We start from the raw sequence: 12,516 nt of genomic DNA, 5'->3' as shown, positions 1-12,516 counted from the left end.
TCTCCCCTGTGTGCCGGCTGTACTCATTTTGCCCCACCGAACAGGCGCTGCCACCAGCGCCGGCGGCTGCCGGTCGGCGGCATCGCTGCCTGCAGATCCACGGGCGGGACCCGCGAGAGTACCCAGCCGGGCAGTATCCTCAGCCCCGAGGACCCGCAACTGGCCCCCAAGTGGTTCGGGTCGAAGATCTTCACGAAGCTTGGGGCATCACGATCGTCGACATAGACGATGCCGCAGTAATCTTCGTCGTGGTCCTGCCGCAGCAAGTGATCGACCTCCTCCAGGAAGCGCCGGAAATCATCCGCCGGCACTGGCGCCTGGGGCACTGCATCGCCCACGGCATAGATATACCAGTGGTCGTCCGCCCGTTCGCGCAGCCGCGCCCACAAGGCTTCCAGGTCAGTCCAGTGCAGCACGCCGGTGCTGCCCGCCTGGAAGCGCTTGAGAAACTCGGGTTCGGCGGACGGGGCGGACATCGCGGTAACCGGTGGGGGGTGAACCGTCATCGTAGCCCGCCGCAGACTCGCTTGCATGGAACCCACGGCCTGCGCGAGCCTCTGATCAGCAAGTACCGCTCAACCTTCCCGGCAGCCGGACGATGCGTCAGCTCACCCACAACACCTCTCTCCACGCGGAACCGGAGCAGGTCTTCGACCTGTTGAGCCATGTGCCCAACTTTGTCGATCTGTGCGACAACGTCGAGCATATCGAGCCGCTGGGGGGCGCGCGCTACCGCTGGACCATCCGCGCGGCGGGGATGAAGCTGCACTTCGATGTGGAGGTCTGCGAGGCGGCGCGCCCGGAGTATTTTGCCTGGCGCTCGATCCGCGGTATCCAGAATCGGGGCAGCTACCGGCTGAGTCCGGGCGAACCCGGCCACACGCAGGTGGAGTTCGAGCTGCAATACCGCCTGGGCAGCCCGCTGCTGGAGGCCGCGGTGCGCCGTGCCGCGAACTCGCTGGTCGAACGCGTCTCCGGTCAGTTGATGACCCGTGTGCAACGCCGGCTCGATGCCGAGAACGGGCGCGCCTGACGCTTCAAGCGGCGCGGCCTATGGCGTGCGTACTGGCGTCTTGTGTCGCCACTCCCCGTATACCGAGGCCAGCACGCCAGCCGCCGCCAGAAACGCCGCGAACACATAGACCGAGGCGGGGCTGATGCCATCCCAGAGGTAGCCCGCGACCAGGCTTCCGCTGGCACCACCCATCCCGAATGCCAGGGAAGAGTACAGGGCCTGCCCGCGCCCTTGTAGGCGCCCGGGAAAGAAGTAATGGATCAGCGAGATGGCGGCCGCGTGATAAACGCCATAACTCGCCGCATGCAGGGCCTGGATAAACAGCAGCATGGGCAGCGAGTCAGGTATGGCGGCCAGAAGCCCCCAGCGCAGGGTGGTCAGCACCAGTGCCACCGACACCAGGAACCAGGCGCCGAAGCGCAGGATCAGCCTCGGCATCAGCAGGAACAGGACCACCTCCGCCGCGACCCCGAGCGCCCACAGCTGGCCGGCCACCGCGCGCGAGAACCCGGCCTCCTCCAGATACAGCGTGAAAAACGCGTAGTACGGGCCGTGGCTCGCCTGCATGAAAAAACAGGCCACAAACAGCGCGATCACCTCGGGCCGCTTGAGTACTGCCACCAGCGCCGGGACGTTGTTGTCCTGATCCAGGTCGCGCACCGGCTCGCGCACCCAGAGGGTCGTCAGCCAGAGGGTGGCGAAGATCCCGAGGACGATCCAGGGCAGCCAGGCGATGTCGATCTGGTCGAACGCCCAGCCCAGCAGCGCGACCGCCACGATAAACCCGACCGACCCCCACAACCGGACCAGCGCGTAGCGATGGGCATCGCGACCCAGCGTACGCATGGTGGTCGCCTCGAACTGCGGGAGGATCGCATTCCAGAAAAAACTGAAGGCGGCCATTACCACGGCCAGCCACCAGTAGCCGGTGTACAGCAGCACCCCGGCAAAGGCGACCACACCGCCAAAGGCCCCCCAGCGGGTGATCGGCATGTGCGCGCCGGCGCGATCCGCGAGCCAGCCCCAGACGTTGGGTGCAATGATCTTGGTGGCGAGCACGATCGCCATCAACTCGCCGATCTGCGATCCGCTAAAGCCGGCCTCGGACAGATACGGGCCCCAGAACGGCATGAACGCGCCGAGGCTCGCGAAATAGAAGAAGTAGACCGTGGACAGGCGTGCGCTGGGGATCACCGGAGCGGACCCCCGGCGATGCGGGCACGACGGAGCGCGCCCATATCAGTCGTGCGGCAGGTCGCGCAGTTCCGGCAGACCGGTGTCACCGACGTCGGCGTTTTGTCCGCGATGGCGCAGGGCATGGTCCATCAGCACGAGTGCCATCATCGCCTCCGCGATCGGGGTCGCGCGGATGCCTACGCAGGGGTCATGGCGGCCCTTGGTGACCACCTCCACCGGTTCGCCGGCGGTGTTGATGCTGCGTCCGGGCAGACGGATGCTCGAGGTCGGCTTGAGCGCGATGCTCGCACGCACGGCCTGGCCGGTGCTGATCCCGCCCAGCACGCCGCCGGCGTGGTTCGACAGGAAGCCGTCGGGGGTGATTTCGTCACGGTGCTCGGTACCCCGCTGGGTCACCGACTCGAAGCCGGCCCCGATCTCCACACCCTTGACCGCATTGATGCTCATCAGCGCATGCGCCAGTTCCGCATCCAGGCGATCGAACACCGGCTCGCCCCAGCCTGCCGGCACACCGACAGCCTCGACGGTCACCCGCGCGCCAATCGAATCGCCGGACTTGCGCAGGGCATCCATGTATTCCTCCAGCTCTGCGACCTTGTCCGGGTCGGGGCAGAAGAACGGATTGTCGTTGACGATCTCCGGCTGCTTCGCCTCCAGCTCGATCGGGCCCAGCTGTGACAGCCAGCCACGGATCTCGATCCCGTAGCGCTGCTGGAGGTAGCGCCGGGCGATGCCACCCGCCGCGACACGCAGCGCGGTCTCGCGCGCGGAGCTGCGCCCGCCGCCGCGGTAATCGCGCGAGCCGTATTTGCGGTGATAGGTGTAGTCCGCATGCCCCGGGCGGAAGCGATCCATGATCTCGCTGTAGTCCTTGGAGCGCTGATCGACGTTCTCGATCAGCAGGCCGATCGGGGTGCCGGTCGTTCGGCCCTCGAACACCCCGGACAGAATGCGCACCTGGTCCGGCTCGCGGCGCTGGGTGGTGTGGCGCGACTGTCCCGGCCGGCGGCGATCCAGATCAAACTGCAGGTCCGCCTCGCAAAGCTCCAGACCAGGCGGACAGCCGTCCACCACCGCGCCCAGGGCCGGCCCGTGACTCTCACCAAAGGTACTGACGACGAACAGTCGCCCAAAGCTGTTTCCCGACATGCGCGATAGTGTATCCGCGCCGCGCGGTGCTGTCGCCTGTCGCGAGCCCGACCGGGCAGCAAAGCCAAGATGTTTCTGCCATGATCGGCAGCGCAGCACCCATAACAAAAGACAGGAGATGGATATGTCGCGTTCGATCAAGCGTCTGGCCGCCGGTACCGCCGCCGCGGCCTGTCTGGGACTGGCCAGCGTGGCCCAGGCCGACGTGTTCAACCAGCGCATGATGAGCATGGAACTGGCCAACGACATCGCCGAGGCCGCGGTGCTGGCCTGCCGCGAGAAGGGACACCAGACCAGCGCCGTGGTCGTTGACCGCGCCGGGAACGATCGCTCCGTAATGCGCGACAATCTGGCGGCCGTGCAGACTATCCAGATTGCCGGCGACAAGGCCCGCGCCACAGTCATGTCCGGCACCAGTTCCGGCAGCTTCCGCGACAACCGCGAAGAAATCCGCATGGAGATGAACCACGTGGACGGCATCATCATGCTGGCCGGCGGGCTGCCGATCGAGGTGGCCGGCAGCATGATCGGCGCGGTGGGCGTGTCCGGTGCTCCCGGTGGTGATCTGGATGAAGAATGTGCCCAGGCCGCGCTAGACTCGGTCCAGGAACGACTCGACTTCGCGATGTAATGCCATTGCAACCCCAGGGATCGGGGCGCGCGGCCAGGGATGGCCGCCCACCCGCGTCCGGAGCTTGAATGGAAGACCCTCTCGCCAATCAGAAGACGGTTCCCGCGCCCGGCGTACGCCGGATCCGCCCGCAGGAGGCGCATCAGCGGCTGCAGGAGCGCCCGCGCGACCTGCTGATCGACATCCGCTCCACGATGGAATTCCTGTTCGTCGGGCACCCGCAGGGCGCCATCCATATCCCGTGGATCGACGAACCGGACTGGACCGTGAATCCTCACTTCGTGCCCCAGGTACGCAAGCTGCTGCTGGGCGGGGCCGAGGATCACAGCGAGGATGCCCCCGCGCTCTACCTGATCTGCCGCAGCGGCAAGCGCACGCTGGCCGCTGGCCAGGCCCTGGTCGATGCCGGTATCGAGAACGTGTACTCGGTGGAAGAAGGTTTTGAAGGACCGCTGGACGAACACCACCAGCGTTCCACCCGCGGCGGCTGGCGCTACCACGGGCTGCCCTGGGAACAGTGCTGAGCGAGTCAGCGCCTGACGCAACTGAACTCGCTAGCGGTGATACTCGCCGGCGCGCTCCGGCTGGTACTCGACGGCCTCGATGCGCACATGCATCTTCCCGCCACCCGGGCGCGGCCATTCGATCTCGTCCCCCTCGGACAGCCCCAGCAGCGCACTGCCCACCGGCGCCAGAATCGACAACGTGCCGCCGCTCTCGTCCACGTCACGCGGATAGACCAGCGTCAGCGAGAACTCCTCGCCGGACTCGATCACCCGGAAACGGACCCTGGAATTCATCGTGACCACCGAACCCGGGATCTGGCGCGAATCAACGACATCCGCGCGGTCCAGCTCGGCCTCCAGGTCGGCCTTGCCGGGAAAGCTGTCGTCCGGCAGCGATTCCAGCAGCTTGTCCAGGCGCTCCATGTCCGTGTTGGAGACGACGATCTTCGGATTACTCACCTTTACACACTCCAATAAAGCAGAACGCGCCCCCACCGGAGGCGCGCTGAATAAAACGGGGACAAATCCCAAATCGGAGAATCAGACCCGAGAGTAGCCAAGCCCCGGCCAAAAAGCCATATCAGCCGCGACTGGCATTCCTGCGATCAAGTCTGCGTGTCACGCCACGCCGAGTAGCCACCACGCAGGACCCGGGCATCCATTCCCATCGCGCGCAGACTGTCCGCCACCAGCTGGGACCGGCCACGGCCCCCGCAGAACACCACGACGGGCTGCTGGGGGTCCTGCATGTGGGATTCGATGCTGGCCTCCAGCTTGGGCCGGGGGATATTCACCGCGCCTTCAATACTGCCTTCGGCCGCCTCCTCCTGCTGGCGCACATCCACTAGCAGAAAGGACCGCCCAGTTTGGCGCCAGTCGACCAGTTCCGCGGGGTCCAGATGCGGCAGCTCTTCTTCCAGTTCGGCGATGCGTTTGTCGAAAAGACTCACTGTCAGCGGCTCCGTTGAAGGCCCATGTGCAGCATTCTACCGCCTCGGCAGAAGCAGGACCCTCACAGGGACGGGCGCAGCAGGAGCGGCGCGATGCGCAGCGTAAACAGCAGTAGCGCGACGAACGCGGCTAGCGCACCGACCGCGGTCAGCATTGGCACGCCCAGCAGCCAGCCGAAGCCCATACCCAGCACAGCCAGATGTACCAGAATCTGCGGTGTCCAGGCCCACAGCCAGCCACCCGCAATCGGGTGCCCGGTAAAGCGCGGCAGCATGTGCTCGCCCAGCCCCATGATCAGCAGCAGCAGGAACCCGAGGGTAAAGCCGTGCAATGCGGCGGGACGCGCGGCCCCATCCAGAAAGAAGCCGCCCAGCGGCAAGGCGGCACCCGCGATCAGCAGCCAGATCATGGCGCCCAGTACCGAGGCACGGCTGGAGGCCGAAAGCCCCAGCCCGACATGACGTGCAGCCTTCTGCGTGCGCTCCGGCGCCTCGGCGACCAGCGCGGTCGCGGCCGTGCGGTCCAGCAGCCCGATGTGCTTGAGTTCGCCGTCCACGACCACGGCCGGGATGGAACGTATGCGCAACCGGGTCGCCAGTTGACGCCCCTCCGGCTGCCCCATGTCGACGACTGCGAAATCGATCTGTTTCTTCTCCGCCACCTCGCGCCAGATGCGCTCGGCATCGTGACAGGAGGCACACCATTCGGACACCAGCAGTTCCACCTTCATGAGTCCGTCTCCTCAGTCCGCGCAGCGCATGCAGTGGATGTCGTAGCGGTCGATCCACTGCTTGAGCCCGTCGACGGCTTCGGGCCCTGTATGCAGCCGCTCCAGCGCCTTTTGCGGGTCGTCCGGGCGCATCACCACCACCCAGGCATCGGTATAGGGGGCCACATTCACCAGCCCGGGGTCGGCCTCCACGGCCGGGTTGATGCGCTCAATGGTGCCGTCGAAGGGCGTGGGGATGCCCCCCGCCCACTTGCCGGACTCCAGCCGCGCGACCGGCTTGCCCGCGGCCCGATGCGAACCGGGCTTGCGAAAGCGGAAGTACTGTACGCGGCCCGCCATGGTCTGGGCGGGATCGGTGATCCCCAGGGTGAAGGTCCCGTCGCCCTCCGGGCGGACCCAGACATAGTCGAGGTCGTAGAACAGGTCGTCCGGCAACTCGCAGCCGTTGTATTCGGTATGGCTCATCACGCCCCCTTCGGGCCGTAGTGGCGCACGGTGAGTGCGATATTCAGCGCGAACAGGATCATCGCCCCCCAGGCCATCGCCCCGCCGACCGCAACAGTCGGGTTATGGAACATCATCCAGCCGGCGATCATCACCCAGAGACCGAGATTGGCCAGCACGAACTGCGCATGCCCCAGCCGTTCCGAGAACAGCGAACGCCCGGAGAAGCGCGGTAGTACGTGGAGCCCTACGCCGTAGATCATCATGGTGACAAAGCCGAGCAGCATCAGGTGACCATGGATGCGTGGCACATTGCCGGGGATCAGCCCCGGATGGGCCAGCCAGACGATGCTGATGAGTCCACCCAGCAGCGCATAGGCCAGCGCGGCCAGGATGAACATCCGGTTGCGTGGATGCATGTCGCGTTTGCTCCCTTTTTTGTTTGTTCTGCAGCGAGGCTAGACTACGATAAGATACATCGTAAATGCATTGATCGAGATCAACACGGACGCTTGCGCATTCAGTGACAGTACGCCCCACATGTGCGCTGAGCACACGCCGATTGCCCCGCCATCCGAGCCTATTGATGAAACTGCACCTCCAAGAACCCGCGCCCGGCTTCCACCGCCCGATCGAGCTCCTGCGGGCCTGTCATCGGCGGATCACGAACTGCCTCGACACAATGGAGCGGCTGTCGGGACACATCGAGCAGCACGGGGCCGACGCGGAGGCCCAATCCGCGGCTCGCCGTGTGCTGGCCTATTTCGAGCAGGCCGCCCCGCAACATCACGCCGACGAGGACCAGGATCTGTTCCCGATCCTGCAGGCGTACCGCGACCACCCCGAGGCCCATCCACAACTGGGTGAGTGGATGGATCGCCTGAGCGCGGAGCACCCCCAGCTAGAGGCTGGCTGGGACGCCCTGGAGCCTGCGCTGCAAAACATTGCGGCCGGGCACGCAGATCCGCTGGAAGGCGCGACTGACTGGATCCAGCGCTACCGGGCCCACCTCGAGCTGGAGGAACAAGCCGTACTGCCGCTGGCTGAACACCTGCTCAACGCCGAGGAACGCGCCCGTATCGGACGCTCCATGGCGCACCGGCGCGGCATCCCGGATGCGTACACGGAACCCGCCGATGAGTGACTTCCTGCTGGACCTGCGGGGGCTGGCCGACCACGCGCACACCCGCGCCTACTACACGCTGCGCGAACTGCAACCGGGTCAGGTCTTCGACGTCTGGCTGGATCAGGAGCCACAGCTGCTGATGGATGCGGTCAGCCTGCAGTTGCGCCACGCCATCCACTGGCAGGTGCAGGAGAACGGCCCGCCCCTGTGGAAGCTGCGCGTCCAGCGGCGCGAGGACGTCGCGCCCGTGGACCTTGTCGATCTGCTGCAGCGCGACCACCTGCGCATCGACCGGCTGTTCGCCAGCGCCCTGCACAAGGTCAATGCCGGCGATCTCGAGGGTGCAGCACCCGACTTCCAGGCCTACGTGGGAGGCCTGCGCCGGCACGTTCATGTGGAGAACGAACTGATCGTCCCGACACTGGAAATTTCGCGCGGGGCCGGCAGCCAGGACCCGGTCACGATCATGCTGCGCGAACATGACGAGATCCTGGAACAAACCGCGCTGCTGGAACACGAGTTCCAGGAAGGCGTCGAGGAGGCCTGGATGGTAGCCCCCTTCTTCGCCCTGATCTCCGGGGCCCTCGCCAAGCACGAAAGTCGCGAGGAGCAAAACGTCTTCCCGAACTGGGGACGCCGCCTGCGCCACGAACCCGACCTGGCGGCCGAACTCCTGGAGAAGGCCCGTCAGCACCTGGGGGATGACGCCATGACGCCCAATCGATAGGGGTCGGCAATACGCAAGGACTGTGTCACGATAGCTCATCGACACGGCCCGAAACGACGTGACACCACTCCACCCCGCTACCGGCTTCCCCCGCCTTTTCCAATGGCTTCGCGAGTGCCGCCGGCTCGTCGCATCGCCCGCCAGTGTTCTGGCAATGGGCCTCCTGCTCCTTTGCGGCGCCAGCGTTCAGGCCGACGAACCGACACAACCGCTGATCGTCTCCCAGGACCATGCCTGGCCACCCTTCGCCTTCGCGGACAACGGCGGCGAGCCACGGGGTTTGCTGGTCGATCTGTGGCAGGAACTCGCAAACGAGCTCGACCGCCCGGTGGAGTTCCGGCTGGTCGACTGGCCGCGCACCCTGGATCTTGTCCGCGACGGCGAGGCCAATGTCCACGGCGGGCTCATCCGGTCTCCCGAACGCGAAGAAACACTGGCCTTCAGCGACGTGCTGTTCCCCCTGCGCACCTTCGCCTTTGTGCGCACCGGCGCGCCCGTGGCCCGACTGGACGAACTCGCGCACAAGCCGGCGGGCGTGGTGTCGGGCAGCTTCGAACTCGAGTTCATGCGGCGCGAACGACCCGAACACCCGCTGCAGGTCTTCGACAACAACGAGCAAATGGTGCGCGCCGCGGTGGAAGGCACGATCGATGTCTTCGTGGGCGACTACCCGGTCGCGATGTATCTGCTGGACCGTCATGGCGAGCCGGGCATGTTTCACCCCCTGGAGCTGCTCTACGAGCAGCCCCTGCGCGCAGCGGTGACTCACGGTAACGAGGAACTGCTGGACGAAATCAACACGGCCATCGCCCAGCTGGATGACGAACTGCTGCGCCAGATCACGCAGCGCTGGATCCACTCGGATACGGTCGAGGTGATCCCCACCTGGCTGCTCCCAACCGTCATTGGCCTGGGCCTGCTGGCGGTGTTGCTGTATGCCGCATTACTGCTTCGCCAGCGGCGCGCGCTCGAGACACGCGTTCGCCAGCGCACTGCCGAACTCGAGGACGAGCGCGAGCTGTTCCGTACCCTGACCGAACACGCCGCGGCCGGGGTATTCATCCTCCAGGACGACCATTTCCAGACCGTCAATCCGGCCCTTTCCCGTATCCTTCAGCGCCCCGAATCCTGGCTGCTGAACCAGCCCTTCTACGAGATCATCCACCCGGAACAGCGCGAGGCCGTGACCCAGCGGGCCCGCGACCGGATCGCGGGCAAAAAGGTGCCGGATCACTACGAGATGAAGGTCATCACCGGCGAGGGCGAGACCCGCTGGGTCGACCTGACCGCCGGCCGCGTGGAGCTGCAAAGCGGCCCGGCCAGCATTGGCACGATATACGACATCACCGAACGGCGACTGCTGGAGGATCAGCTGCGCACCAGCGAGGCCCAGTACCGCCAGCTGGTCGAGAACATCGGCGACATCATCTACACCCTCACGCCGGCCGGCGTCATCACCTATGTCTCGCCGCAATGGACACGAGTGCTGGGTTATGCCGCCGAAGAGGCGACCGGAACCCCCATCACCGACTACGTCCATCGGGACGACCGCGAGGAATTCGGCCGCTTCCTCCAGCGCACCATCCGCTCCGAGAAAAACGAGCAGGAAATCGAGTACCGCATCCGGCATCAAGAAGGGGAATGGCGCTGGCACGTCTCGAGCGGCGCCCCGATCCGCAGCGCGACGGGCGAGATCACGGGCTATGTGGGTGTCGCCCGAGACATTACCGATCGCCGCCGCATGCACGACGAGCTTCAGTATCAGGCGCGTTTCAATGCGATGCTGGCACACCTGTCCTCGGACTTTGTAACCGCCAGCGCCGACTTGATGGACGAGCGCCTGGATGCCGCGCTGGCCGATATCGGGCGCTTTTTCGCGGGCGACCGCTGTTACCTGTTCGAGTTGTCGGCGGATGGCGAGAATATGGACAACACCCACGAATGGTGTGCCCCCGGCGTGTTCTCCGTAATGGATCAGCTGCGGGATGTAGACCTCAAGGAACTGCCCTGGTGGCGTGCACGCATGCTGGAGATGCTCGAACAGCGCACACCCGTGGTCATCCCCTCTGTGGACGACCTCCCGAAGGAGGCGGCCACCGAGCGCGGGCTGTTCCGGCAACAAGGGGTCAAGACCCTGATCTGCGTACCCATTCTGACTGGGCAGCAGGTCACCGGCTTCGTCGGGATGGACATGCTGCGCCCACGCACCTGGCGCAAGGATCAGGATGAACTGCTGCTGGTGCTCGGCAACCTGATCTCGGAGGCACTGCAGCGCAACCACCTGGAGATCCAGCTACGCGATCTGGGGATCACCGACCCGTTGACCGGCCTGTACAACCGCCGCTACCTGATGGAGCGCCTGCGCGAACAGATCGAGGCCTGGCGCCGCCACGGCGAACACTTTGCCCTGGCGATCCTGGATCTGGACCATTTCAAGGCCCTCAATGACACCCATGGGCACCTGGCCGGCGACGAGGTGCTGCGCAACTTCGGCGATCTGCTGCGGCGCCAGCATCGGGTCTTCGACATTGTCGCTCGATTTGGCGGCGAGGAATTCATCGTGGTGCTCAGCCATGTCGATCACGAGGCCGCCATCACCGCGATCGAGCGCCTGCTGCAGGCCACCCGCGAACTCGACACACGGTTCGAGGGCGAATCGCTGGCCTTCACGGTCAGCGCCGGCCTGGCCTGGTCCGACGAGTGTGACCCGGAGCACCTCACGCCCGAAGCCCTGATCGATCGGGCCGATGACCGTCTGTATCGCGCGAAGGCCCAGGGGCGCGACCGGCTTGTGGCCGGGGACACATAACCCATCCGGGCGGCGCTGAAAGCGTCAGCCTCTCCCGGCGCCCCGTGGGCCCGACAGCCGGCTGAGCGCCCACAAGCCGAGCGCGGGGCCGGGCAACAACAGCCACACCACCCACAGCCCCAGGTCATCCCACAGCCAGGCGGTCCCCAGGATCGAAGGCAGGGTGAGCGCAAAGCCGATGGCATTCATCACGCTCAGGGCGGAACCCACCGCATCCTGTGGCGCACTCTCCGCGGCCAGCGCGGAGAACTGGGGCGAATCCGCGATCACCGTCAGCCCCCAGAGGGCCAACAGACCCAGAAGCAGCCACGGCGCCAGCCCCGCCAGCAACGGATACAACAGGCACACCAGCCCGGATGTGGCGAGCGCCACCCGCGCGACACGCAGGCTCCCCAGTCGGCGGCTCAGCCGGCCACCCCAGACACAGCCCACCGCGCCCAGCCCGATCACCGCGAAGGCCAGCCAGGGTACCAGCCCCGCCGGGGCATCCAGACGGGTCAGCTCATGCGCCACCAGCAGAGGGACCAGGGTCCAGAAGGCATACAGCTCCCAGCAATGGCCGAAGTAACCGCCGGCCACCGCACGAAAATCACGCCCGCCCAATGCACGAAAGCCCTTGCCCAGCCCCGGTGTGCGCCCCGGCGGCGGCAGATGCGGGCCGTCACCCAGGCGCGCGATCATCCAGGCGGCCGCCACCGCCAGCACGGAGGCCAGCATCATCGGCACCGGCCAGACCAGATCGAGGGTCACGCCCCGCAGGAGATGAGGAAGCGCCGTTCCCAGCGTGAGCATCCCGAGCAGCCAGGACAGGGCCCAGCCCTTGTGCTGCGGCGTCCAGCTGATCACCAGCTTCATGCCCAGCGGATACACCCCGGCCAGACACAGCCCGACGACAAAGCGCACCACCAGCGCCATCTCCCAGACGCCGGCCAACAGGACAAACCCGGCATTGACCAGCGCCCCCAATAGCGCGGACACCATGAACAGGCGACTGGCACGCACCCGGTCGGCCAGGCCGGTCGCGGCCGCCACCAGGGTGCCGATGATGAACCCCAGCTGCGTCGCCATCGTCAGCCAGCCGATCTCGGTCGCCGTCCAGCCCAGTTCCTGCTGCAGGGACAGCCCGACCCCGTTCACGCTGAACCACAGCGAGGTCGCAAAGAGCTGAGCGATCACGATCACCGCCAGGGGATGGCGGTGCAGCAGCCCCGCGAAGCGGCCTGCCTGCACG

15 protein-coding genes are annotated in these 12,516 nt (G+C 66.1%); 6 read left to right on the top strand and 9 right to left on the bottom strand.

The window, feature by feature from the left end; genetic code table 11:
* Positions 1-23: 23 nt before the first annotated feature.
* Positions 24-476, bottom strand: coding sequence for a hypothetical protein (locus F791_RS0112245; RefSeq protein ID WP_018174108.1), 453 nt, complete (start codon positions 474-476; stop codon positions 24-26).
* A gap of 122 nt (positions 477-598) precedes the next feature.
* Here F791_RS0112245 and F791_RS0112240 point away from each other — a divergent pair, with 122 nt between their 5' ends.
* Positions 599-1,033: an SRPBCC family protein gene (locus F791_RS0112240; RefSeq protein WP_018137756.1), complete on the top strand. Its 435-nt coding sequence runs from the start codon at positions 599-601 to the stop codon at positions 1,031-1,033.
* Positions 1,034-1,051: 18 nt separating this feature from the next.
* On the opposite strand, the gene F791_RS0112235 is transcribed toward F791_RS0112240, so the two are convergent.
* Positions 1,052-2,209 carry an MFS transporter gene (locus F791_RS0112235; RefSeq protein ID WP_018993987.1) on the bottom strand — a complete coding sequence of 386 codons (1,158 nt, stop codon included), beginning with the start codon at positions 2,207-2,209 and terminating at the stop codon, positions 1,052-1,054.
* A gap of 45 nt (positions 2,210-2,254) precedes the next feature.
* Positions 2,255-3,361, bottom strand: a complete 1,107-nt coding sequence (gene aroC, locus F791_RS0112230; RefSeq protein WP_018137754.1) for a chorismate synthase — start codon at positions 3,359-3,361, stop codon at positions 2,255-2,257.
* Between the two features lie 124 nt (positions 3,362-3,485).
* On the opposite strand from aroC, the gene F791_RS0112225 reads away from it, so the two are divergent.
* Both F791_RS0112225 and F791_RS0112220 read left to right on the top strand, forming a co-directional pair.
* On the top strand, positions 3,486-3,992 hold the full coding sequence (locus tag F791_RS0112225) for a heme-binding protein (RefSeq protein ID WP_018137753.1): 507 nt from the start codon (positions 3,486-3,488) through the stop codon (positions 3,990-3,992).
* 68 nt (positions 3,993-4,060) lie between these two features.
* The gene (locus F791_RS0112220; RefSeq protein ID WP_018137752.1) at positions 4,061-4,516 is read left to right on the top strand and encodes a rhodanese-like domain-containing protein; all 456 of its coding nucleotides are present in this window, start codon (positions 4,061-4,063) and stop codon (positions 4,514-4,516) included.
* Between the two features lie 30 nt (positions 4,517-4,546).
* Here the strand turns inward: F791_RS0112220 and rnk are convergent, their stop codons facing one another.
* From rnk to F791_RS0112195, 5 genes are all read right to left on the bottom strand, one after another.
* A complete protein-coding gene (gene rnk, locus F791_RS0112215) occupies positions 4,547-4,957 on the bottom strand; it encodes a nucleoside diphosphate kinase regulator (protein WP_018993988.1) in 411 nt (136 codons plus the stop codon).
* Positions 4,958-5,103: 146 nt separating this feature from the next.
* On the bottom strand, positions 5,104-5,448 hold the full coding sequence (locus tag F791_RS0112210; protein ID WP_018993989.1) for a rhodanese-like domain-containing protein: 345 nt from the start codon (positions 5,446-5,448) through the stop codon (positions 5,104-5,106).
* Between the two features lie 62 nt (positions 5,449-5,510).
* Positions 5,511-6,179, bottom strand: coding sequence for a thioredoxin family protein (locus F791_RS0112205; protein WP_018993990.1), 669 nt, complete (start codon positions 6,177-6,179; stop codon positions 5,511-5,513).
* 12 nt (positions 6,180-6,191) lie between these two features.
* On the bottom strand, positions 6,192-6,644 hold the full coding sequence (locus F791_RS0112200) for a glycine cleavage system protein H (RefSeq protein WP_018993991.1): 453 nt from the start codon (positions 6,642-6,644) through the stop codon (positions 6,192-6,194).
* The gene (locus F791_RS0112195; protein WP_018993992.1) at positions 6,644-7,042 is read right to left on the bottom strand and encodes a hypothetical protein; all 399 of its coding nucleotides are present in this window, start codon (positions 7,040-7,042) and stop codon (positions 6,644-6,646) included. Before F791_RS0112195 ends, F791_RS0112200 begins: the two co-directional genes overlap by 1 nt.
* A 167-nt stretch (positions 7,043-7,209) precedes the next feature.
* On the opposite strand from F791_RS0112195, the gene F791_RS0112190 reads away from it, so the two are divergent.
* The 3 genes from F791_RS0112190 to F791_RS0112180 all read left to right on the top strand — a co-directional run bounded on the left by F791_RS0112190 (position 7,210) and on the right by F791_RS0112180 (position 11,285).
* Positions 7,210-7,767: a hemerythrin domain-containing protein gene (locus F791_RS0112190; RefSeq protein WP_018137747.1), complete on the top strand. Its 558-nt coding sequence runs from the start codon at positions 7,210-7,212 to the stop codon at positions 7,765-7,767.
* Positions 7,760-8,476 (top strand): hemerythrin domain-containing protein, encoded by a 717-nt coding sequence (locus F791_RS0112185; RefSeq protein ID WP_018993993.1) that lies wholly within the window; start codon positions 7,760-7,762, stop codon positions 8,474-8,476. Before F791_RS0112190 ends, F791_RS0112185 begins: the two co-directional genes overlap by 8 nt.
* A gap of 154 nt (positions 8,477-8,630) precedes the next feature.
* Positions 8,631-11,285, top strand: coding sequence for a diguanylate cyclase (locus tag F791_RS0112180; RefSeq protein WP_018993994.1), 2,655 nt, complete (start codon positions 8,631-8,633; stop codon positions 11,283-11,285).
* A 24-nt stretch (positions 11,286-11,309) separates the two neighbouring features.
* On the opposite strand, the gene F791_RS0112175 is transcribed toward F791_RS0112180, so the two are convergent.
* The gene (locus tag F791_RS0112175) at positions 11,310-12,515 is read right to left on the bottom strand and encodes an MFS transporter (protein ID WP_018993995.1); all 1,206 of its coding nucleotides are present in this window, start codon (positions 12,513-12,515) and stop codon (positions 11,310-11,312) included.
* Position 12,516: the final 1 nt, after the last annotated feature.

It is taken from the genome of Thioalkalivibrio sp. ALRh (genome assembly GCF_000381425.1).
Lineage (GTDB): Bacteria > Pseudomonadota > Gammaproteobacteria > Ectothiorhodospirales > Ectothiorhodospiraceae > Thioalkalivibrio.
The sequence above is the reverse complement of the archived record's forward strand: the minus strand, read 5'-3'. Positions and strand labels throughout refer to the sequence as shown.